20 protein-coding genes are annotated in these 23,762 nt (G+C 43.7%); 13 read left to right on the top strand and 7 right to left on the bottom strand.

Features of this window, described 5'->3' with window-relative positions:
• Positions 1 to 130: 130 nt before the first annotated feature.
• Positions 131 to 1,528, top strand: coding sequence for a bifunctional glycosyltransferase family 2 protein/class I SAM-dependent methyltransferase (locus CKW02_RS17630; protein ID WP_034620153.1), 1,398 nt, complete (start codon positions 131 to 133; stop codon positions 1,526 to 1,528).
• Between the two features lie 13 nt (positions 1,529 to 1,541).
• On the opposite strand, the gene CKW02_RS17625 is transcribed toward CKW02_RS17630, so the two are convergent.
• The 5 genes from CKW02_RS17625 to kduI all read right to left on the bottom strand — a co-directional run bounded on the left by CKW02_RS17625 (position 1,542) and on the right by kduI (position 6,965).
• Positions 1,542 to 2,687 (bottom strand): Ger(x)C family spore germination protein, encoded by a 1,146-nt coding sequence (locus CKW02_RS17625; RefSeq protein ID WP_003213247.1) that lies wholly within the window; start codon positions 2,685 to 2,687, stop codon positions 1,542 to 1,544.
• Entirely contained in the window at positions 2,684 to 3,784 is a 1,101-nt protein-coding gene (locus CKW02_RS17620; protein WP_003213396.1) for a GerAB/ArcD/ProY family transporter, read from the bottom strand. The genes CKW02_RS17625 and CKW02_RS17620 overlap by 4 nt, the downstream gene beginning before the upstream one ends.
• A 3-nt stretch (positions 3,785 to 3,787) precedes the next feature.
• Positions 3,788 to 5,254: a spore germination protein gene (locus CKW02_RS17615; RefSeq protein ID WP_050944386.1), complete on the bottom strand. Its 1,467-nt coding sequence runs from the start codon at positions 5,252 to 5,254 to the stop codon at positions 3,788 to 3,790.
• A 105-nt stretch (positions 5,255 to 5,359) separates the two neighbouring features.
• Complete coding sequence (kduD, locus tag CKW02_RS17610) at positions 5,360 to 6,133, bottom strand: 2-dehydro-3-deoxy-D-gluconate 5-dehydrogenase KduD (protein WP_003213536.1); 774 nt, start codon at positions 6,131 to 6,133, stop codon at positions 5,360 to 5,362.
• Positions 6,134 to 6,137: 4 nt separating this feature from the next.
• Positions 6,138 to 6,965 carry a 5-dehydro-4-deoxy-D-glucuronate isomerase gene (kduI, locus tag CKW02_RS17605; RefSeq protein ID WP_003212793.1) on the bottom strand — a complete coding sequence of 276 codons (828 nt, stop codon included), beginning with the start codon at positions 6,963 to 6,965 and terminating at the stop codon, positions 6,138 to 6,140.
• Positions 6,966 to 7,227: 262 nt separating this feature from the next.
• On the opposite strand from kduI, the gene CKW02_RS17600 reads away from it, so the two are divergent.
• The 12 genes from CKW02_RS17600 to CKW02_RS17545 all read left to right on the top strand — a co-directional run bounded on the left by CKW02_RS17600 (position 7,228) and on the right by CKW02_RS17545 (position 21,466).
• A complete protein-coding gene (locus CKW02_RS17600) occupies positions 7,228 to 8,238 on the top strand; it encodes a LacI family DNA-binding transcriptional regulator (RefSeq protein ID WP_003212638.1) in 1,011 nt (336 codons plus the stop codon).
• Positions 8,239 to 8,321: 83 nt separating this feature from the next.
• Positions 8,322 to 9,338 carry a sugar kinase gene (locus tag CKW02_RS17595; protein ID WP_003212946.1) on the top strand — a complete coding sequence of 339 codons (1,017 nt, stop codon included), beginning with the start codon at positions 8,322 to 8,324 and terminating at the stop codon, positions 9,336 to 9,338.
• A complete protein-coding gene (locus tag CKW02_RS17590; protein ID WP_003212851.1) occupies positions 9,310 to 9,909 on the top strand; it encodes a bifunctional 4-hydroxy-2-oxoglutarate aldolase/2-dehydro-3-deoxy-phosphogluconate aldolase in 600 nt (199 codons plus the stop codon). The genes CKW02_RS17595 and CKW02_RS17590 overlap by 29 nt, the downstream gene beginning before the upstream one ends.
• A gap of 118 nt (positions 9,910 to 10,027) precedes the next feature.
• Positions 10,028 to 10,483, top strand: a complete 456-nt coding sequence (locus tag CKW02_RS17585) for a GNAT family N-acetyltransferase (protein ID WP_003213291.1) — start codon at positions 10,028 to 10,030, stop codon at positions 10,481 to 10,483.
• A 66-nt stretch (positions 10,484 to 10,549) separates the two neighbouring features.
• Positions 10,550 to 11,551 (top strand): sugar-binding protein, encoded by a 1,002-nt coding sequence (locus tag CKW02_RS17580; RefSeq protein ID WP_003213120.1) that lies wholly within the window; start codon positions 10,550 to 10,552, stop codon positions 11,549 to 11,551.
• Positions 11,548 to 12,990, top strand: coding sequence for a sensor histidine kinase (locus tag CKW02_RS17575; protein ID WP_034620151.1), 1,443 nt, complete (start codon positions 11,548 to 11,550; stop codon positions 12,988 to 12,990). Before CKW02_RS17580 ends, CKW02_RS17575 begins: the two co-directional genes overlap by 4 nt.
• Complete coding sequence (locus CKW02_RS17570) at positions 12,984 to 14,402, top strand: response regulator (RefSeq protein ID WP_003213211.1); 1,419 nt, start codon at positions 12,984 to 12,986, stop codon at positions 14,400 to 14,402. Before CKW02_RS17575 ends, CKW02_RS17570 begins: the two co-directional genes overlap by 7 nt.
• A gap of 101 nt (positions 14,403 to 14,503) precedes the next feature.
• Positions 14,504 to 15,769 (top strand): ABC transporter substrate-binding protein, encoded by a 1,266-nt coding sequence (locus CKW02_RS17565; protein ID WP_003213728.1) that lies wholly within the window; start codon positions 14,504 to 14,506, stop codon positions 15,767 to 15,769.
• Between the two features lie 55 nt (positions 15,770 to 15,824).
• Positions 15,825 to 16,796 carry a carbohydrate ABC transporter permease gene (locus CKW02_RS17560; RefSeq protein ID WP_003213194.1) on the top strand — a complete coding sequence of 324 codons (972 nt, stop codon included), beginning with the start codon at positions 15,825 to 15,827 and terminating at the stop codon, positions 16,794 to 16,796.
• Positions 16,793 to 17,614: a carbohydrate ABC transporter permease gene (locus tag CKW02_RS17555; RefSeq protein WP_003213473.1), complete on the top strand. Its 822-nt coding sequence runs from the start codon at positions 16,793 to 16,795 to the stop codon at positions 17,612 to 17,614. The genes CKW02_RS17560 and CKW02_RS17555 overlap by 4 nt, the downstream gene beginning before the upstream one ends.
• Before the next feature lie 146 nt (positions 17,615 to 17,760).
• The gene (gene manA / locus CKW02_RS17550; protein ID WP_003212875.1) at positions 17,761 to 18,711 is read left to right on the top strand and encodes a mannose-6-phosphate isomerase, class I; all 951 of its coding nucleotides are present in this window, start codon (positions 17,761 to 17,763) and stop codon (positions 18,709 to 18,711) included.
• 124 nt (positions 18,712 to 18,835) lie between these two features.
• Complete coding sequence (locus CKW02_RS17545; protein WP_034620192.1) at positions 18,836 to 21,466, top strand: SPOR domain-containing protein; 2,631 nt, start codon at positions 18,836 to 18,838, stop codon at positions 21,464 to 21,466.
• 17 nt (positions 21,467 to 21,483) lie between these two features.
• Here the strand turns inward: CKW02_RS17545 and CKW02_RS17540 are convergent, their stop codons facing one another.
• Positions 21,484 to 22,671, bottom strand: a complete 1,188-nt coding sequence (locus CKW02_RS17540; RefSeq protein WP_034620150.1) for a CDP-glycerol--glycerophosphate glycerophosphotransferase — start codon at positions 22,669 to 22,671, stop codon at positions 21,484 to 21,486.
• Positions 22,672 to 22,682: 11 nt separating this feature from the next.
• Positions 22,683 to 23,453: a WecB/TagA/CpsF family glycosyltransferase gene (locus CKW02_RS17535; RefSeq protein WP_003213336.1), complete on the bottom strand. Its 771-nt coding sequence runs from the start codon at positions 23,451 to 23,453 to the stop codon at positions 22,683 to 22,685.
• Positions 23,454 to 23,762: the final 309 nt, after the last annotated feature.

Raw genomic sequence — 23,762 nt, 5'->3', positions numbered from 1 at the left:
CCAGCTGCACACATGCAGCTGGTTTTTCTTTGTTAAACAAACGTTTAATTAAGAAAGGACAATCTCTCATCTTCTGAACGTGCTGCATATGACATACATATGGAACAGACGGGCGAAAGGTGGAAATGAGATGAAAGGGAAAACGAGCATTGTCATCCTGACATACAATGAACTGCATTTAACGAAAAAATGTATCGACAGCATTAAGCAGCATACCCGAAGTGACCAATATGAACTCATCATCGTTGATAATGCGTCAACCGACGGGACGAAGGAATATGTGAGAGAGTTGAAAGATGTGATTTTCATAGAAAATGCAGAAAATCGAGGCTTTGCAAAGGGCTGTAATCAAGGAGCGAAAAAAGCGACAGGAGATAGCATTCTCTTTTTAAATAACGATACGATCGTGACGGAAAACTGGCTTTCTCCATTAAGAGAGGCGTTATTTGCATCAGAACGTATTGGGATGGTAGGACCAGTCTCCAATTATGTGAGTGGTCCTCAAATGGTCGAGCCATCGTATACAGATGTGAAGGAGCTCCCAGCTTTTGCGAAGAATTATACGGCTGCGAAAAAAGGTCAGAGAACTTATGTACATCGGCTTGTGGGATTTTGTCTGCTTGTGAAAAGAGAGCTTATTGAAGAGGTGGGTTTATTTGATGAACGGTTCGTGTATGGATCATTTGAGGATGACGACCTTTGTTTGAGATCCTTGCTCAAGGGATATCAGCTGCAAATCGTTCACGATTCATTTGTGCATCATCACGGTCATGCAACCTTTCGAGCAAATCAAGAAACGAACATCTCTACACTGTTTGCAGAGAACAGGCTTCGGTTTTTAGATAAATGGGGCATTGACCTCAATCTGATGGCTCCTCATCCGTACTTTGCGGCTCTGCTGCCTGAAGACGCTGTTTGTGTACTGGATGCGGGATGCGGCGCAGGAGCAACAGGGCTTGAACTAATGAATCGGCAGTCTGTTGACATGTACGGAGTAGAGGCTAATCCATTAAAAGCAGCCATCGCAAAGGCATATTACAAAGAAGTCATCGAGGCAAAAGCAGATGAGTACCCGTGGTTAGAGAAAGAGGCTTTTTTTGATGCGATCATTTTTTCGGATGTTTTAGAGCATGTGTCAGATCCTTGGCACATCATTGAACAAGCACACGCATCATTAAAGCCAGGCGGCGTGATCATTTGCTGCCTGCCCAACATGATGCATGCAGAGGTGCTTCTCCCGTTAATGACAGGGGATTTTACGTATCAAGATGTAGGAATTTTAGACCGAGGTCACCTGAGGTTCTTCACACCAAATACAATGCGTGCGCTTTTCCCAGACCATTTGTTTGAACGGGTGATCGAGCAGAGGATCAATGTTCCGATTGATCAAAACGTCCAATTGTTTTTTGACGAGGTGGCGAGAGTAGGAGTGTCACTTGGCTTTCAAACAAAAGCGTTGACTGATCAAGTGACTCTATATCAGCTTTTACTTGTCGTGCGTAAAAAAGGCGGCTCCCCTTCGGGATAACCGCCTTTTTGCTTTACCATTTAAAGCTTTTTGTTGCACCTTCTGCACCAAAGTTCAAGATGCTGACTTTGACATCGTAATCAATGGCTGCTTCTTGGAAGAGCCTATCCCACTCGGTACCATGCCGATCCCAATAGTCAGGATATTTCATACGGAACTGCTGGTTAAACAATATGGGATCAACGCCCACTTCTTTTTGCACATGATGGACCGCTTTTTGAATGCGTTCTTTAATTTTATGAGCAAAGATCCGCTCAAATCGTTCGATATACTGCTCATCGAATGAGTTTTCAGAAGGATATTGATCCTCAGACAATTTTCCATTTGTTTGTACGCTAATTTTAAAGGATACCTTTCCATTTTTCAGATAGGGATCGACCTTCGTTTTTGCTTTTTTGATTTCATACGTTATCGGATAACCTTTGTAGGTGGCAGGTACAACGCCGCCTGAAATTCGGTCCATCACCCAGTTTAAAGATTGGACATCCTTCGCAGGGATGAAACCGATCAGCTTACGTGTTTTTCCGTGAATGATGCCTGCTCCATCATAAATAAGTTCACCGTCTATCGCATCTACACTTTGCACAAGGAAGCTAACGCCCATCTGAAAGTAATCAGACGCCCGGCCAATACGTGTTGGCGGTACGATCTTTCCGTTAAAGCTTCGATTTTTAGATGTTTCGAAGATATGCTCAACTGGGACCTTTTGCTGTGATTTCAATTTTTGGTTGACGACTTTTGACGCATCTCCTCGTGTCACGAGGAGATAGCTGCTGCGCCGAACCTCATCATCTCGAATAAAATGATTGAGTGTTCCTTGAATATCGTGATGCTCCGCCTGAGTTTTACCAAACAAAAAGATTTTCAGGTGATCACTATAGATCGGCGGGTCCTTCAAGGCGACATTACTGACAGCCTCCAGCACATTTTTTCCCTTCGAGACAACATTCACATAGCTGGGAGAATCGGCTTCTTGTGTTCCGCCTGTTTTCGGTACAAGGTTTTGGTAGGTCAGCTTAACGCTATTCTCGTCTTCCTCATCAATACCAACACCGCGTACAAACGATAGTTTTTCAATATCCTTTAAATCCCAGCATCCTGCTGATAGAAGAAAAAGGCAGCAGGAAAAAAAGAATAACAGTACACGCCTTCCTCTCATGCAGAACGACCTCCCCATTTTTTGCGTATCATCAGCAGAACAGCTGTAATAAAAGGAATGGCTAAAACCGCGAACAATGCGTAGCCGAGTAAAGTAGAGTAGTAAAAGACTTCATTGATATTTTTCGGAAATAAAGAGAGAGCAGAGGTAATCAAAAACAGCAGCCAAAGCAGTCTCGTTACATTGGTCGTCTTAAAGACTGTGTGGCATCCTTTAATGGCAAATTGGAAAAAGCCAAGCATGCAAATAAACTGCTGGCACGTCCAGATCGTCAGTAAAAAAATATCAAATCTTTCAATGAAGACCCCTTCAAGTTCTAGTGCTTGAATGAGTGAGACAGTGGGCCAGGTGAGGGATTTCGTTTCTCCCACTGTCATGGAGCCAATCACAATAAAAAGTGTGAGCGAGTACACGAGGGTTGTAATTCCAACTCCAATGGCAGCGGCCCATTTCGCCTTCGACCATTTGTCTTTATAAATGAGTGGTACAACAAACAAAATGACCTCAAAGCCTGTAAATTGAATAAATGTTTGAGAGAACAAATTACTGAAATCTTTAAATCCGTGCGCCATGACAGGACGTAAATAATCAAAATCAAATATTTTCAGACAAAACAGCATGAGCCCAATGTAAATGATCAAGGCGATGGGATAAATGTACGTGACCATTTTGACGACTGGAAAGATACCACTTTTCAAATGATAGATCGCCACGAGTAAAAAAATCATCACAATCACTGCCATGGGAGTCGATTCCAGCAGGAAAAACTGAACCACTTCCCCAAGGACACGCGCTTCAAAGCCGACAATGCCTAGTAAATAGGCAATCAGCATTAAATTAAAGATCGTGCCAATGATGGCACCGGCTCCTTTTCTATTTGACTCAAAAATAGTATCCGGCGCATTTTTTTCAGCAATCCATCCTAACAAAAAAGCAACGAAAGCAAAGATGACTCCCTGTATTAATACAATGATCCAGCCATCAGGGAATCCTGAATTGGCAGAACTGCGAGGAATGGTTAAAATTCCAGCGCCTATCATTGTAGAGCTGCACAGAATGGTGACTTGTAACAATGATAGCTTCTCAGCTCTGTACATCGTTTAATCTCCTTGTCTTTTGAGATTTTTTATTTTTGCTGTTTTCGGTCTCGATTTAAATAGCCCAATTGGTAAACGTACGTACGTATCCTTTAAATCTGAAAACGGTGAAGACAAAACAGGTGTGAAATAGTCAAAACCAAAGGTCTTTAATTGCATCAGGTGACAAAGCACAAATAAATAACACATGATTAAGCCATATAACCCAAACATCGCTGAACTGAAAATAGCCATAAACCGCAAGATGCGTAGCGGGAAACTAAAGTCATAGGATGGTGCCGTAAAGTCAGCTAGTGCCGTTAGCGACACAATAATCACCATTAAGGCACTGACGATATTGGCTTGGACAGCCGCCTGACCAATGATGACGCCGCCAATGAGCCCAATTGTCTGCCCGATGGCTCTAGGAAGCCGAAGTCCAGCTTCTCGCAGCAGCTCTATCGTAAAAGACATAAGAATCGCCTCAACAACAGGAGGGAACGGAACATTCTGCCGGCTGCCTGCGATGGTGAGTGCCATCCGTGTGGGTAATAAGCCTGGATGATAAGAGACAAGTGCAATGTAAAGCCCGGGTAAAAAAATCGTGAGCAACACGGCGATATAACGGAGTAAACGTAAAAGAGTCGCGCTAGTCCATCTCTGATAATAATCTTCAGGTGATTGCATCAAGGCTGTAAAGGTCATCGGTAAAATGAGCGCAAAAGGAGTGCCATCGAGTAAAATTGACACTTTTCCTTCAAGCACAGATGCAATCACCCGGTCAGGACGTTCTGTATTTTGAATCTGCGGAAAAATGGAGATGTGGCTGTCCTCAATTAGCTGTTCAATATAGCCGGTTTCAGGGATGTCATCCATTTTGATTTCGGTCATACGTGATAAAACATCTTCTACTAATTTAGGGTCAACAATATCACGAACGTACACAAGGGCTGCGGACTTCTTATTGCGAGTACCTACATTTACCTTTTGAATGACAAGGTTTGGGTCGTTTGCCCGCTCACGGATTAAAGCCGTGTTTTTTTCAAGATTTTCAATAAAACCGATCCGAGGCCCTCTTACAAGGACTTCCGATTGCGGCTCTTCTACTTCTCTAAATTGAAAAAGGTTCGTTTGGAGCGCAAGTGCTTGAGCCGCTCCATCTACAAATAAAATAGCCCTGCCGTTATATAACTGCTCGATGGCAAGGTTCATATCCTCGAGCACGTCATTTTGGATGCCAAAGAACGTTTTAGACAGGGCTGGAAGCGTACTAGAATCAACCTCGGTGATAGCCAGCTCCTTTTGCATGGGTGAAATGATTTGTTTGGAAATCATCTCAAATTCTGTGAGTCCTTCAACGTACATGAGACATGCAGAGATAGCAGAAGGGCCAAATGAAAATGAGTGGAACACGATATCATCACTTTTCCCGGCAAAGCTTTTGACGCGCTTGATGACGGACGCTATATCTTGTTCAATACGACTTTTCATAATACCTCACCCTCATGTCATGTTTTTTATAGAGTGACTCGGATGGTGGAGAATTATGCAAATAGAAAAAAGAGAATCCCTGCAAATAGGAATTCTCTCGTCTGTTTATCTCGCAAGCCAGCCGCCATCAACCGCTAAAATATGACCGTTCATATAATCGGAGGCTGGTGAGCTAAGGAAAACAGCCGCACCGGCTAGATCCTCAGGCTTTCCCCAGCGCCCGGCAGGGATTCGTTTGAGAATCTCTTCATTTCGATTCTCATCGTCCCGAATGGCTTGCGTGTTATTGGTCGCAATGTAACCAGGAGCGATCGCATTCACTTGTATATGCTGGTTCGCCCATTCGTTTGCAAAAGCCTTCGTCAGCCCTGCCACTGCGTGTTTACTTGCTGTATAAGCGGGGACAAAGACGCCGCCTTGAAACGATAGAAGGGAGGCGATATTGACGATTTTCCCTTGCCCATTTTTCAGCATCTGCCGCCCAACCCTTTGGGTGAGGAAAAAGAGACTATTGATATTCACATCCATGACCGTAAGCCAATCTTCCTCTGAATAATGAGCAGCCTGCTCTCTTTTAATAGTGCCAGCATTATTGATTAAAATATCGATCGTATGCTTTTGTAACATGGCATCGACAGCCTGATTTGCAGTTTGAGGGTCGGAAAAGTCAACCTGAACCGCATGAAACGAGCGGCCCGCCTGTTCGACTAGCGCTTTCGTTTCCTCAAGCGGTGTGTGGTGGTATGTGCCAATAATATCTGCGCCTGACCTGGCAAGCGCCACAGCAATGCCCTGCCCAATGCCGGTTCCAGGGCCTGTCACAAGGGCTGTTTTGCCTTCAAGAGAAAAGAGGGACGCTACATAGGATGCTGTCGTCATCACATTACCTCAGCTGGTCCATTGGGACAAAGTCCATATCTTTGAACGTATAGTTCTCGCCCGCCATCGCCCAAATAAATGAATAATTCGCTGTACCCGAGCCTGAATGAATAGACCAGGCAGGAGAAATGACCGCTTCCTCATTGGCCACAACGAGATGTCTTGTTTCAGATGGCTCCCCCATAAAATGAAAGACACGAGCATCTTCTTCGATATCAAGATATAAGTACACTTCCATACGTCGATCATGAATATGAGCGGGCATCGTATTCCACGTGTTATTGGTTTCCAGCTGAGTGATTCCCATCATGAGCTGACAGCTTTGGATGCCGTTTGCGTGGATGACTTGATACAGGTTTCGTACGTTTGAAGCAGACGCTTCCCCTAAGTGATTCGGTGTTAATTCAGCGATAGCTGCTTTTTGCGTAGGGTACGCTTGATGAGCCGTGGCGGATACAAGATAGAACTTGGCTCCCTCGCCGGATGAACTAGCAAACTGTACATCTTCGTGTCCAAGCCCAATATATAAGAAATCTTTGTGCTCCAGTACAAAGGCTTCACCATCGACAGTGACTGTTCCTTGACCGCCGACATTTACAATGCCGATTTCTCGTCTTTCAAGGAAATATTCCGTACGTAGAAAGTCGCCGGCATCTAATTTGAGCGGCTCTGCAGATGGCATGACTCCGCCAATCACCACGCGGTCTTCATGTGAATAGTAGAGCTTTAATTCACCGCTGACGAATAGTGTAGGGATATGAAAATGACGACGAAGTTCCTCTGTTGTAAAACGTTTGACCTGCTCAGGATGTACAGCATAACGATTTTCCATTTGAAATAAGCCTCCCTTTCCATCTGAAACAAAGTATGGGTATTTTATTTGGTATCGGTTTCAAGGAAAATTTTAGAGGAAAAAGAGCATGCCGTCAACCGTTATTTTGAAATCGCTTTCTTTTTGTTTATTTAAATGTTTTTTTGCCATCTCCAAGCAAAAAAATCTTCTAGAATTCAAGAAATTATGATATGCTCTTTTTAAGTTATTTGAAATCGGTTTCGAAACAAATGAGAAGACATTGATTGTGGGAGTTTTTTGAATGAAAGAGAAAAAGCAAACGAAAGTGACCATCAACGAAGTGGCCGCTTATGCAGGTGTTTCAAAATCAACTGTATCCAGATATATCAATGGCAGAACAAATGAAATTTCTACTGAAAAGGTCAAAAAAATTAAAAAAGCCATTGAGGAACTGCATTATCGTCCGAGTCAGCTCGCCCAAGGTTTGAAAGTAAGAAAAAGCAAGGTCATTGGGTTCATTGTAGCCGACATTACGAACCCATTCTCTGTAGCGACACTTCGCGGAGTCGAAGAAATTTGTGATGAATATGGATACAGCATCATGGTATGCAACACAGATAACCGACCAGAAAAAGAACGAGAAATGCTCCTCAAGCTGAATGCACATTATATTGAAGGGCTCATCATCAATACGACAGGTCAGAACAATGATATTCTGCAGGATTTGAAGAAAAACGGTGTGCCGATTGTCCTTGTTGACCGGAAATTACCTGAACTAAAAGTCGACACAGTGACAACGAATAACCGTGATATCACCATCCAGTTGCTTCAACAAATGTATGAGAAAGGCTATGAGCACATCGCCTTCTTTACTGAGCCGGTCGATGGAATCAGTCCTCGTGAAGAACGAAAAGAAGCATATGAACAGACAGCCATGAGTAAATATAAGAAGCCGCTCATTGCAGAAATTGATTTGAAACAAAAGGAACAACTGCGAGAAGAGCTTGTCCATTTTGTCCAATTAAGCCAGCAGAAAAAAGCAATTTTAGCAGCCAATGGATTACTTATGCTGAAGCTGATCAGTGAGCTTGTAGAACTCGGGTTAAAGATTCCAGAAGATATAGGCATCGCAGGCTTTGATGATACAGAATGGTATAAGCTGATTGGGCCTGGAATCACAACGGTTGCCCAGCCATCTCATGAAATGGGGAAAGCCGCCATGCAAAAAATCAAGACTCGGCTTGAAGGGGATGAAAGTGCGCCCCAAACCATTCAGCTTGATGGAGAAATCATCGTAAGAAAATCCTTATAAACAGACAGAGAAGAGTATACATACGTGCATGCTCTCTCTTTTTCAACTGATTTGAAACCGGTACCAAGAAAGGGGAGAAATGAGTGAAAGCATTGGATGCGGTCACATTTGGGGAATCAATGGCGATGTTTTACGCAAAAGAAGCCGGAGAGCTTCATCAAGTGCATACATTTCAAAAGGCGCTTGCTGGTGCCGAAAGTAACGTGGCAGTCGGTTTGGCGAGGCTAGGTTTTGATGTGGGATGGATGAGCAAAGTCGGAGCAGATTCACTTGGCACATTTATTTTAGAAGAGCTTCAAAAAGAAGGAGTCGATACAAGTGCAGTGATCCGTTCAAATGATGGGTCTCAAACAGGGATTTTACTTAAATCCAAAGTGATGGATGGAGATCCTGACGTCACGTATTATCGCAAAGGCTCTGCTGCGAGCACAATGAGTCCCAGCGACTTTCCCGCGAATTATTTCAAACAGGCAGGACATCTCCATATGACAGGTATTCCACCTGCATTATCCAATGAAATGAGAGCGTTTTCTTTTCATGCTCTTCAAAAGATGAAAGAAGCAGGCAAAACCATTTCATTTGATCCAAACCTTCGGCTGCAGCTATGGGAAGAGGAGGAAGATATGATCCATACAGTGAATCAGATCGCTTTTCAAGTAGATTGGTTTTTTCCGGGGCTTGCAGAAGGGCAAAGGCTCACAGGCTGTCATGAGCCGGAAGAGATTGCCGATGTTTATTTGCAAAAAGGCGTCAAGCTTGTGGTCATTAAGCTCGGTGCAGAAGGTGCCTTTTATAAAAGTGCAGCCAGTCAGGGGATTGTGAGCGGCTTTTATGTGCCAAATGTCGTGGATACAGTCGGTGCCGGTGATGGGTTTGCCGTGGGGGTTATCAGCGGTTTACTGGACGGTTTATCATATGAAAAATCTGTGACAAGAGCCAATGCTGTAGGAGCTCTTGCGGTGATGTCTCCAGGCGATAAGGACGGCCTGCCTACTCAGGAAGAGCTTCAGGCCTTTATGAAAGACGCCAAACGATATCAGAGACGGGAATATATGAAGGGGGACGAAGGATATGGGAAAGTCAGCAAGTTTGAGCGTTAAAGAACATCTCGGGGCTTGTAAGCTGATCGCAGTGGTGAGAGCGGGGAGCGAAGCAGAAGGCATTGAGATCATAGAGCGTTTAAAGAAAAAGGGCGTTCGTGCCATTGAAGTGACGTATACCACGCCCAATGCGGAACGCATCATCGCATCCTTTCAGCATGAGCAAGATCTGATTGTAGGAGCGGGCACAATCACAACCCTTCAGCAGGCGCAATCAGCCATTGACGCAGGCTCGCAATTTATTGTCAGTCCAGGATATCTTCCTGTCATTGGAGAGCATCTCTCATTTCACGACACACTCTATGTACCAGGTGTCCTCACCCCAAGTGAAATCATGCAGGCAAAAGCAGCTGGATACTGCTTGCTCAAGCTTTTTCCAAGCGGCTCCTTCGGTTTATCCTATATGAAAAACTTACAAGGCCCATTTCCAGACATTGAATTTATTCCAACGGGTGGGATTCATCCAGCTGATGTGCCAAAATGGCTGAAAGCAGGCGCAGTGGCTGTAGGGGTCGGAAGTCAGCTGGAGAGCAGTTCAGCAGAAGAATTACAAGCGGTTCTTTCTTCATAAATAAGCGCTATCAAATGAACAACTGGCAGATGGATGCCGGTTGTTTGTTCGTTTATCTGACATAACAGCAGGTGAATGCTGACTCTTCACGTACAATATTTGTGAAGGAGTGATAGATGTGTACATTCAACAAGATACACTCACGGATGGACAAATAGAGCAGCTGATTACCGCTCATATAGAAGAAATGAAAGAGCATTCCCCGCCAGAAAGCATTCATGCCCTTCCGTTAGCTGATTTGAAAAAGCAAGATGTCACAGTGTGGAGTGTGCGGGATGGAGAAGAGCTTCTTGGCTGCGGAGCGTTAAAGGAGCTGTCAAGTGATCACGGCGAAATCAAATCCATGAGGACCGCAGCTCTCCATATGCGAAAAGGTGTAGCAAGGTATATGCTGAACCATCTTCTCCAAGAGGCAAAAAGGCGCGGTTATTCACGTGTCAGCTTAGAGACAGGTACGATGTCTTTCTTCGAGCCAGCAAGAAAACTATATGAGAGTGTTGGGTTTTATATTTGTCCGCCTTTCGGTTCATATCAAGAAGATCCAAACAGTTTATTTATGACAAAGGAATTATAGAGGTCGAGAGAGTATGCTTATAAGCAGCTCTTTTTTTATGCGCAATTTTGAAAGGGGGAGGATGTGGTGAAAGGTTCAAAGTGGATCGGGGTGGGCGCCTTTCTCACTTTTTGTGTCGTATCTGTCATTTTTTTAACATCAATAGGTCAAGATTTATTTAAAATTGAAAGCGCTTCCGAAAAAGCGTCAACAACCTATCAATATCACTTTGTCCTTGTACCGGAGGAGCTTGATAACGAATATTGGCAGCTGGTACAAAAGGGAGCTGCTGATGCGGCAGCCGCTCATCGCGTGTATTTAGAATATTTGGGTCCGAAGCAAGCCGATATAGACGACCATTTGAAAACCATTGATATGGCAATCGCAGGGCATGTCGATGGCATTATGACACAGGGTCTTGATGCGAAAAAATACAAACCGCTTTTTCAGAAGGCGAGGGATAAAGGCATTGATGTTGTCACCGTTGATACGGATGCAGAGGGGAGCAAGCGTCAAGTGTATGTAGGCACGGACAATTATTATTCTGGCTTTATCGCAGGACAGGCACTCATCGCAGATACAAAAGGCGAACAGTATGTAGGAATTGTCACAGGCAGGCTTGATGCCGTTCATCAAAAGCAGCGCGTCAAAGGGTTTCGAGATGCCGTCGCCGCTGAAAAACGCATTCATATTGCTGGAATAGAAGAATCAGCCATTACCAAATCAGGGGCCTCCGGTGCCGCGTATAAACTATTAAACGATCATGCGAAGCTTACCGCATTTTACGGTACGAGTGCATTAGATGGTGCAGGTATCATTCAAGCAACAGCGCAATATCAATCGTCCGCAGATATCTATGTACTTGCATTTGATACGTTGCCAGATACGATTCAGGCGCTCGATGATGGAGAGATTGATGCAGTCGTTGTTCAGCACCCTTATGAAATGGGCTATCAAGCAGTGGAATCGCTTGTGCGTTTGCAAAAAGGTGAAAAAGAAGAACCGCTTCAGTACACAGGAACGAGTGTGATTCGGCGCGAGGATCTGCCGCTGCAGCAAACAGACAGAAGGCAGGGGGTGCAGCCGTGAGAAGGATTCGAAGTAAGTTGCTACTGGCATTTTTAATCCTTGTGTTTGTTGGCAACGTGGCCGCTTTTTTCGTCTATTGGAGCAGCTCGAATATCACATCAGAATATAGCAGAAGCTTTCGTTCTTTTCTCCTGCTTAATGATATATCGACAGAGGCAAAAACGATGTATGAAAAGGTCAATGCGTATGCAATCGAAAAGGATCAGCAGTTTGCCAAAGAATATCTAGCTTCAAAACAAAAAATGAAATCCTACGACCAGGCATTGCGAAAAGATGCCGGGCTTCATGCGGCCATTCCTTCTATCGAAAAATACCAATATATGATGCGGACGCTCATCAATGAAAGTGATGCGACCATGACACATGTAAAAGAAGGGAAAATCAAAGAATATGCAGCAAGTGTGAAGGAAGTAAGAACCGTCTCCTCCTACATACAAGAGCAAACGATGACCCTGCTTGATGATGAATTGTCTGAGTATCAAGCACTCTATCAATCTCTGCAAAAAAGACACCAAACCTATGCGCTCTTTACCTTATGTTTGTTTACGCTGTCCATTGGGGTCGCCTTATGGATGGCGTATATGATTGCTGGCGGGATATCAAGACCGATCGTCCATCTCTCTCGAAGCGTAAAGGAAGTATCAGAAGGAAACTTTGATGGAGCGAACTTGCATGTCACCTCAAAGGATGAAATTTCTGTATTAAATGAGGCTTTTCAGCGAATGCGTCAAGAGATGAAAATGATGATTGAAGAGATGAAACAAAAGGCAGCCTTAGATCAAAAAATCAAAGACATGAAGCTGAAAACGCTGCAAAACCAAATGAACCCACATTTTTTATTTAATACATTAAACATCGTCTCACGCATGGCTTACTTAGAATCAGCGGATGCCACATCGAGGTTGATCCAATCTGTTTCCACTCTCATGCGTTATTCGCTGTCAGCTCTCAGTGCATCCGTTACGCTCGAACAAGAAGTAAAAGTGGTCAAAGAATATTTTCATATACAAGAAACGAGATTTGCCGATCGTATCACATGCAAAACGATCATAGATGAATCGTGTTTATCTGTACATATCCCAAGTCTCACCTTACAGCCGCTTGTTGAAAATGCCTTTATTCATGGCGTCGAACCAAAGGAGGAAAACGGGCTTGTCGAACTCTCGATCTATCAAGAAGGCGGCTATGTGATGATTCGGATTCGGGACAATGGGATGGGAATCAATGAACAAGAGAAAAGAAGATTGCTATCAGAAAAAGAAGAGGAAGATCCAAACATCTTGAGTAAAGGGCACTCGACAGGGATCGGACTTCGCAATGTGATGTCAAGGCTGCATTTGTTTTATGGGGTAAAAGATGCCCTGCAAATTGACTCAAAGCCAAACGAAGGCACCACCATTCAATTGGCTATTCCGATGAAGGAGGGACCATCATGCTGAACGTGCTGATTGTGGATGATGAAAAAATAGAACGGCTAGCGATGCGGAAGTTCATGACGGATTGGCTTCCAGAGTGTCATATCGCAGGAGAAGCTGAAAATGGAAAGAAAGCGGTTGAATTCGTGCGAACTGAGCCCGTTCATCTTGTGCTCATGGATATTCAGATGCCCGGAATGGATGGACTCACAGCGATCAAGCAAATCAAAGCGAGCAGTCCTCATACAAAATTTATTATGCTGACAGCCTACGATACGTTTGATTATGCCAAGCAAGCGATGCAAGAAGGGGTGAAGCAATACCTCGTCAAACCGGCTGACAAAGATGAAACCATCGCCGCCATTCGCACGGTTGCGGCAGAAATTCAGCAGGAGGCGTCTCAGCGGCAGGCGATGGCGACCGGTCAGCAGTCAAAGTGGCTTGAAGCTCATGTCATAAACGGTCAATCCTATACCTCAACGGAGTTTCAACAACTGTTTCATGAATTCGAAGCAGGTCTTGTCATCGCTGTACAGCGGACAATCGGGGATCAGCTGTTGATAGATTTACAGACATCTCCCCTTTTTCATACGGTGCCGATTCAGGTGAGTGGTGAGCTGTTTACATGTCTTATTTATCGTCACCAAGCGCCTGGTCAGTTAAAGGCAGATGTCCTGCAGGCGATTCGAACTGCCACAACAAACGATCAGCCTTCACCTGTCGTTGGCATAGGACACCCGGTCTCAAATCCGCTTTATCTTCAGAAAAGTGCAGCAGAGGCGAAGCTTGCCTATTATCAGCGGAAAAAGAGTCCCGGCGTTGTTCGTTATGGTTTTTACCAAACAGAAGAACAGTCGCATCCATTGATCCATCTGCCTGAGCTTGCAGACGATATGATGCAGGCAATGGAAGAAGGGAGAAGAGAGGATGCGCTCGCTTTATTCGATGCCTTTGAGCTAGAGGGGGCGACCCTGTCACAACTAAAAGAGCTGCTGATTTTATTTAAATCACGGCTCCGAACAGACTGGCCAATATTAACGATCAGCACCGCTGCTGAATGCCGTCAGTGCTGTGAATATTTATTTGACGTGTACGAAGCAAGAAACCAGACTGTGAATGATATCGAGCGGGCAAAGCGCTACATCAAAACGCATTTTTGTGAACAGATCACGCTTGAGCAGACTGCCGCCTATGTTGATTTAAGTCCAACCTATTTCACAAAACGGTTTAAAGACGAGACAGGGCTGACATTTAAAGAATATGTGACCACCTGCCGGCTGGATAAAATCAAACAGCTTCTCAAAGACAGCTCGCTTAGTTTAAAAGAAATTACCTATCAGGCAGGATATACAGACCCCAATTACGTCAGCCGTGTGTTTAAGAAGATGGTGGGTTGTTCACCGAAGGAATATCGAAAACAGACCGTAAAAAAATGAAGAATTTCATAAAAAAGTGAAGAAGTTTGCCTGAAAAAAGAAAGGATCTGCCATTATACTTATTGTGATAACGCTTACAAAATGAGGATGGGGGATCAATCATGAAGGTTAAATTAGGCTTTACGCTGTTAGTGCTCTGTATGCTTATCGTCACTGCCTGTAGTTCATCGACGAGCTCAGATGCGAAAAAAGAGGGCGGAGCAGAGAAGCTCGACATTTTCTCTTGGTGGACTGGAGCAGGTGAGGAGGACGGACTGAAAGCACTCATTCAATTGTTTGAAGAGAAAAATAAAGACATCCCAATTGAAAATGCAGCCGTCGCAGGTGGTGCTGGTACAAATGCAAAGGCTGTTCTGACTAGTCGGATGCAAGGAAATGACCCGCCAGCTACATTCCAAGTACATGGCGGAGCGGAGCTGAATGAGAGCTGGGTCGCAGCAGGCAAAATGGAGCCTCTGGATGATCTATATGAAAAAGAAGGCTGGAAGGACAAATTTCCAGAATCACTCATCGACCTTGTCAGCAAAGATGGGAAAATCTATTCAGTACCAGTGAATATTCACAGAGGCAATGTGCTTTGGTATAACAAGAAGGTATTTGACGATGCAGGCTTAGAGCCACCAACGACCTTTGATGAATTTTTCAAAACAGCAGATGCATTAAAGAAAAAAGGCATTACACCGCTCGCTCTTGGGGATAAAGAGCCTTGGGCAGCGACGCATTTGTTTGAGAGTGTGCTGCTCGGCGTTTTAGGCGCTGATGGATATCAAAAGCTTTGGGCTGGCGACATGAAAATGGATGACGCAAAAGTGAAGGAAGCGGCAGATATTTTTGGACGTATGCTTGAATACGTCAATGATGATCACAGCTCACGTAACTGGCAGGATGCCTCGCAGCTCGTAGCAAAAGGGGAAGCTGCAATGAATGTCATGGGCGACTGGGCGAAGGGGTACTTTGTGAATGATCTGGATCTGAAGGTGAATGAAGACTTTGGATACGTGGCGACTCCTGGCACAGAGGGAAGCTTTATGGTGATCACTGATACATTTGGACTGCCAAAGGGCGTGAAACAGCCAGAAAACGTGAAGAAATTCTTATCTGTCTTAGGATCTGTGGAAGGACAGGATGCGTTTAATCCGCTGAAGGGATCGATTCCGGCGCGTGTGGATGCAGATGTTTCTAAATATGATGAATACGGAAAATCGGCGATGAAGGCATTTAAAGAATCAAAGCTGGCGCCGTCTCTCGCGCATGGTTCAGCTGCTGAAGAAGGATTTGTGACCAAAGCGAATCAAGCCGTCAATATCTTCGTCACACAAAAAGACAGCAGCCAGTTTGTTTCATCTTTAAAAGATTCAATGAAATAAAGACGAGGAGGCGGCGACTAAGCACCGCCTCTTTTTTAAAAAGGAGTGTAGCTTCATGCGTATGGATACATCGCCGATCACAAAAGCAACAACACCCAAAGTCAAACGCGTTCGGAGAAAATGGAGTGGGGATCAGCTATTAGCGCTTCTCTTTTTAGCCCCGTCGGCTGTGTTATTATTCATCTTTGTTTACGGTTTTATTGGCTGGACAGGGTATGTGTCATTATCAAATTGGACCTCGCTTGTTCCTGATTTCTCTTTCGCAGGGCTTCAAAACTATATGATGCTGTTTCAAGATTTCCGCTTTCAGTCAGATCTTCGGAATACGGTCTTTTTTACTCTATTTTTTATTGGAGCCGTTATTGCCTCTGGTCTTGCACTTGCGATTTTACTAGATCAGAAAATCAAGGGTGAATCTCTATTTCGGAATTTATTTTTCTTTCCAATGGCCCTTTCTTTTGTTGTGACAGGGGTCGTCTGGCAATGGATTTTAAACCCGTCCACTGGGGTGAATCTCTTTTTAAAGACGCTTGGTATTCAGCCTAAGTGGTACACGGATACGAACATTTTAGCCGGATTTGCCTGGGGGAAAATTGAGTTTGGTGTCCCTGCGGCCATGATTGCCGTCGTCATTGCAGCTGTTTGGCAGATGACTGGTTTTTCTCTAGCGATGTATTTGGCAGGTTTGAGAGGCATTCCAGAGGAAGTAAGAGAGGCTGCTAGAATGGATGGCGCAACCGAATGGCAGATTTACCGGAAAATTATTTTTCCTCTATTAAAACCGATTACTGCAAGTGTCATTATCATTATGGCTCATATTTCATTAAAGATTTTCGATTTGATTTACTCGATGACAGGACCGGGTGCAAACTTTGTCACAGATGTTCCGGGCGTATACATGTTTGAAATGACCTTTAGAGGAAACCATTATGCAGGTGGTGCCGCCATCGCGATTGTGATGCTGATCTCTGTTGCGGTCTTTATCGTGCCATATCTCCTGTCGAGCCGAAAGGGGGCGTCATCATGACAGCTAGATGGTTTGTCCGTCTAGTCCTTTATGCTTTATTGATTTTGTGCAGTCTCTTTTTTCTAATGCCAGTCTATGTCATGCTCGTCACAAGCTTGAAGCCATTAGGTGAAGTGACCCTTGAGAAAATGTGGGCGCTGCCGTCAACACTCGATTTTTCAAGCTATCAAATCGCATTTGAAAAGCTAGCGCCCAATTTAATGAATTCTCTTTATCTAGTCATTCCGGCTACCTTATTGTCAGCTGTCTTAGGGGCGATGAATGGCTATGTCTTATCAAAATGGCGTTTCAAAGGATCAGAAGTGGTCTTTACGCTGATGCTGTTTGGAATGTTTATTCCATATCAAAGTATCCTCATTCCACTCATTCAATTTTTACGTGAAGTCGGATTGTATAATTCGATTCCGGGTTTGGTGCTTGTCCATGTCGTATATGGACTTCCGATCACAACGCTCATGTTTCGAAACTTCTATGTGAGCATTCCTGATGAAATGATTGAATCGGCAAAAATGGACGGTGCAGGGTTTATCGGGATTTTCAAACATATGATACTTCCGCTTTCGATCACAGGATTTGTTGTGGTCGCCATTTGGCAGTTCACAAATGTGTGGAATGAGTTCTTATTTGCAGTCACGATGACCACTGCGGAGCATCAGCCAGTGATGGTTGCCTTGCAAAATCTATCAGGCAGTCAAATTGTGCAATGGAACGTCCAAATGGCAGGGGCGATATTGGCCGCATTGCCGACACTTTTGGTCTATATTCTGCTCGGAAAATACTTTGTCAAAGGGCTTCTCGCAGGCTCTGTCAAAGGATGAAACATTTTAGTGTTATCGTTTTCATTTGGTGTACTGAAAGGATTGACTTCTCTTTAGATAGCGTCATAATAAAAGTTGAGACTTGCTAGTTTTCATCAAGCTTGGCAAGGATTATCAAAGGGTAGCAAAGGGAGGAGTCATCCTGAATGAAGCAGTCACCAATTTTTTTACTGCCTGAATTGAAGGAGAGAATATGGGGAGGTACAGCCTTAAGAGATCAATTTGGCTATGATATTCCTTCTGATCAAACGGGAGAATGCTGGGCAATTTCTGCTCATCCAAACGGACCAAGTGTCGTGCAAGACGGTCCATATAAAGGGAAAACGCTGATCGAACTATGGGACAATCACAGAGAATTGTTCGGGGGAATAGAAGGCGATCGATTCCCGCTGTTAACCAAAATTTTAGATGCAAACCAGGACTTATCCGTTCAAGTTCATCCAGATGATGATTATGCGGAAAGACATGAAAATGGCGAGCTTGGAAAAACAGAGTGCTGGTATATCATTGACTGCAAAGAAGGAGCAGAAATGATCTATGGGCACAATGCAAGAACAAGAACTGAGCTTGTGACCATGATGAACAGTGGAGATTGGGAAGGTCTTTTGCGTCGTGTGAAGATTAAGCCTGGTGATTTTTATTATGTGCCAAGCGGTACCATTCATGCGCTTTGCGAAGGAACGCTTGTCCTCGAAACGCAGCAAAGCTCAGATACCACCTATCGGGTATATGATTATGAACGAAAAGATCAGAATGGCAATGAACGTGAACTTCATTTTGCGCAAGCCATTGATGTCACAACGGTTCCCCATGTAGACGGGTATGCAGATGAATCAGTTGAAACACGCCGTGGGCTGACCATTCGAACGTTTGTTGAAGCAGAGTATTTCTCTGTGTATAAATGGGAAATTGATCAAGCAGTGGAGCTTTCGCAAGATTATTCATTTTTGCTGTGCAGTGTAATTAGCGGGGAAGGGGCTCTAACGCATGATGGACATACATATCCACTGCCTAAAGGAGCTCATTTTATCCTGCCAGCTGAAACAGGGAGCTTCTCAATTGAAGGAACTTGTGAGCTGATTGTATCGCATATATAAAGAAAAAGAGGACTTTGAAGGGGTCCTCTATTTTTCTATTGCATAAATAACTTGAAAGAGTACTTGTTTTTGTCGATAAAGAGATTAGTAGACTATTATGCAAAGTAAGAGAGGGACAGTGAACGTGAAAAAAACCATCAAGATTATGTTACTCGCAGCTGCCTTTGGTATGACAATACAGACGGGCAAAGAAGCGCAAGCAGCCTCCTATGTCGATCAATCCATTTATACGATGAGCACCTCAAAAGTATTTACAACAGAGTCAGAAGTGAAAAAAGCAGTGGAAACATTGAAGAAGGACAAAAAGTGGACAGCCACTTATCAAACCTCAGGAAACACGTCGACCTATCAGCTCACTGCCTCAGGATATGAGTCACAAGCAGCAGCGAGTGCAAGTGCAGCTGCATTAAAAAAAGAGACGGGTATGAGCGGTACGGTGTCCCCAGTGGGTGACCGCCTTCCATTACAAAAGGTCGTATCTGACCCCGTCAATGATGAAGCTCAGGCGAAAAAGCTCTCACTCGAGCTAACGAAAACATCAGGACTCAATAGCACCTATGAAGTTATCAATCAAAGCAGACCTTCTTATCAGGTCATTTCAGGGACCATTGATTCTGAAACGAAAGTCAAAAATATTCAAACCGAATTACAAAAGCAGGCCGGTGTCACTAGTACATACCAAACTGAAAACAAAGCAGGCACTGTGTATCAGCTGATTTCAGGCGGTATCGTTGGGCAAAGTAAGGCGAATACGATCTTGCAAGGCTTTCAAAAAGAGTCTGGTTTAAAAGCGGTGCTTCAAACGGTGACAGCAGGCAAGCCATATTACATCGTCACATCAGCTGCACAAGCGAACCAGTCAAAAGCACAGACGCTTCTTACCCAGCTTCAAAGAGAAGCAAAGATCAGCGGGAAGATTCAAAAGACAGGCGCTTTAAAAAATGTGTATCGCTTGGAATCAGGCTATTTCAAAGACAACAAACAGGCATCCTCAGCTGCGGCCCAGATTAAGAAACAAACCGGCGCTACAGGGACTGTGCAGCGAGTGGGAAAAACAAAAAATTATATCGTGAAGCTCAATCAACTGAACGATACAGCATACGGAAAAACGGTGGCCTTTTTCAAGAAAAAGAAATGGCGCTACACATCGCAAAAGATCTCTTCTACACAGCCATATCAAGTAGTGACTGGAGACCTATTAGGAGATGATCAAGCGAAAAAAGCAGCAGCTTTCTTCCAAAAGAAAAAGGTATCAGCAACAACGAAAAAAACAGGTAAAGCATCTGACAGCACGTATCGACTTGTCGTCAATCAATCAGCGGAGCAAGCCAAAATAAATAAAGGTGCCGCATATTTAAAAACGCAGAAAGTGACAAGCAGCATTACAACTGGTAAGGGCCAAGCTGTCAGCAAAACGTATAGTCTCAAGACAACACCTGTATATGAGCAAAGTAAAGTCAAGCAGGCTCAAGAGATTATCAAGAAAAATGGCGTTGCCAGCAGTACAAAAACGTTGACAGAAGCGGTTAAACAATACCGGATCACGACAGAGCCGACGGTGAATCAGACTAAACTGAATCAAGCGCTAAGCTATTTAACGAAACAAAAAATGAAAGCAGCTGCTCAAAAAACAGGGACAACTGATTATGGTCAATATCAGATCAAAACAGGTGCCATCTCAACAGCTGCATTGCGCGATCAAGGCATGGCATTTTTCAAAAAACGGAATGAACCAGCTGCCTATCAAACAACAACGAAACCAACCTACAAAATCAACATTACGCAGCAATTCACAGGATTACCAACTGTAAATGCAGCGATTGCTTTTGTGAAAAGTCAATATGGCTGGACAGCTACAGCTGTAAAAATTAAAAATGGCCCAATGGTCATGCAAACGAACTACAACCTCACTGTCAATGAGATGGTGAACAAGCAAATGAAGGTGTCACCACAGACAGATGGTGCAGCCTATGTCTATGCACCATATGTTGACACGGCGACGTCAACTGTTAATACGGACGGCTTAAATGTTCGTTCGACACCTGATTCGAGCTCTGCGAGCAACATCGTGGCGCAGCTGAATAAAGGAGCAAAAGTGAAACAGCTTGGGAAAGAAGGAAACTGGATCAAGATCAGCCTTGGCTGGAGAAATGCAAGCTCAGCAGAGGTGCAAAAATATGTAGACCCAGCCAATATTGCTGAGGGCACTCAATCTTATTTTCAATTTCTGAAACTCTCTGAAGCTGCGAATCTCAATCCGGCAGAAGTCAATTCGAAGATTCTAGCAGGCAAAGGGATTCTTGCAGGTAAAGGACAAGCCTTTATTACGGCAGCGAAAACGTATCATATCAACGAAATTTATCTCATTTCTCACGCGTTGCTTGAAACAGGTAACGGAGGTTCCATTTTAGCGAATGGTACGATGTTTAATGGAAAGAAAGTATATAATATGTATGGCATTGGCGCATACGACAGCAATCCGAATTACCTCGGTGCAAAATATGCGTATGAACAGCAATGGTTCACGCCAGAGGCAGCCATTATTGGCGGGGCAAAATTCATTGGCAACAGCTATATCAACCACGCCACATACAAACAAGATACGATTTATAAAATGCGCTGGTCTAGTTCAGCGACTCATCAATATGCAACAGATATTGGCTGGGCATATAAGCAAGTCACTCGTATGTATAGCTTGTATAACTTACTTGATAACTATACGCTCTATTACGATATCCCGGTTTATAACAAATAAAAAAACGTCCGTGCTTCCTAATGAGAAGCCGGACGTTTTTTGTGTAAGAGCTGCTGTTCAATAAAGAATAAGAGCTGCTCACTGGACCTTCCCTTTGAATATTGATTCCATTCCTCGGCGAAGGTTTTGATTCGTTCTTGGTAATCTGATTCGTTTAGATGAAACAGCTCTTTCAAGAGCATGTCTCGAGTGACACAAGCCTTCCCAGGAATGATGTCCTCATACCGATCGACTAAGCCGCGTTTCTCTCGATAAGTGTCTAAGTCATAAGTGAAGAACAAAACAGGCTTTTCAAGCAGTGCATATTCAAACACAATCGATGAGTAATCTGTGATCAGGACATCGCATGCACAAAGCAATGGATAAAGCGGCTGATCGGACACATCAAATATCCATTCATCGTCTGTTTCCGCCTTCGCTAAATGTTTGACCGCAGGATGAAGCTTGACGAGCAGAATATAATCTCCGTTTAGCTCTGTTTGTAATTGCTCCTTTGAAAAAGGAAGGACAAGACCGTCCATTGCAAAGTCTCGATAGGTCGGTGCATAAAGCAGGATCCTTTTCCCTTTAGGAAAATCATTCGGCTTCAAGGAAGACGGGCACTGGTCATAGTACACATCTGTCATCGGTACACCTGTTGGTAAAAAACGTTCATCATTCACCCCAAACGAAGACTTAAAAATCTCGCGCATATGATCTGAGCCTGTAACGATATAATCGAAAGACGCATAGACTCGTTTGAACCGTTTGATGTCACGAGGACTTCGTTCCGAATTTGAAGCATCTTCAAGACCGAATTTTTTCAACGCCCCATTGGCATGCCATACTTGAATACAGGTGGTAGAAGGACGTTTTCTGAGTACGCTTGTCATGAGAAAGTAGTTATCTGTCACGACAACCTTGCTTTTAAACATCGTGTAAATACATTGAATGAGATGGAGAGGATTTTTTTCATGAAAATAGCGAAATGACAGATGAGACTCGTCCTTTTCTATCGCAGAAGCATGCTTCGTATAGAGGACAGTAAACTTCATCGTCATGTTCGCCTGTTGTTGATAAGTATCAATAAGAGCAGCTGCATTCTCTTGAAATGAAACAAGCAGCGTCACCTGGTTTTCCCGTGGTTTCACGCCGCTCATCAGCCATCCAATAAAAGAAACGAAAGCTGCATAGCTTGAAATGATCATTGAGCGTATATTTATCATTGGTCAGTCTCTCACAGCTGCTTCGTCTGATCCTTTACTTGCTCAGGATAGTAACGTTTTTTTCCTTTGTTTTCTTTCAATACGGCAAAAGCGTATTTAGGAATATTCAACATTCGCTTCCATCTCCATGGATTCACAACAAGTCTGTACAGCCATTCTGTATTTGTTTTAATCATCCAGCGTGGTGCACGCTTCACTGTTCCGCTAAATACATCAAAGCTTCCGCCTAAACCGATGCAAACAGCCTGCGGGAATAAATGACGGTATTCATAAATAAAGTTCTCCTGATTTGGATAACCTAAAGCAACGAACACCATATCTGCTTTCGAGCGAGCGATTTGCTTTGCTACGAAACGTTTATCGGCTTGATAACCGTCACAGCTGCCTGCAATGACCACATTTGGATATTCCGTATCAATTCGTTGTTTAACAGCCTCAAGCACTTCTTTTTTTGCCCCATATAAAAAGATACTTTTAGACTGCTTGTTTGCTAGATCAAGCATAGACATGAAGACATCAAAGCCAGCAATTCTTGACTTCAGCGGACTTTGTGTCAAACGTGACATTAAGACGACGCCTACACCATCCGGCAGCACATAATCCGCAGAAGAGACAACTTGATGATACGTCTGATCCTTCATAACAGCATAGCCAATCTCTGGATTGACAGTCGCAATCATGGCGCCTCTTCTTTGAGAAATATGATGGTGATTCATATAGCTAATAAATTCATCTAGGTCGCCATTTACATAAGAAAGGTTAGAGACCACTTCTGTTTGCATTGTTTAGACCTCCTTTTTCATCTTGTTATCTATGAACGTTCATTGTAAATTCATTCTTCGTCTACTCATCATTTTATCACAGATGCTCCATGAAATATTAACAATAACTTTACAAACCTTTAAATTTCATGACATTTTCATCAATTCATAAGGAGGCTGCTGCGAGAAACATTGATTCTTCGGACTTTCGCTTCTGCGCCCAATAAATTGGAAATAGTTTGTCTTTACATCTGCTTAACGTTTGATGGGCGCTGTGATATAATGAGGTTCCGAAGAGCGAAAAAATACGAACGAAGATCATAGGATTAC

This window comes from Bacillus pumilus (assembly GCF_900186955.1).
Classification (GTDB): Bacteria; Bacillota; Bacilli; order Bacillales; family Bacillaceae; genus Bacillus; species Bacillus pumilus.
The sequence above is the reverse complement of the archived record's forward strand: the minus strand, read 5'-3'. Positions and strand labels throughout refer to the sequence as shown.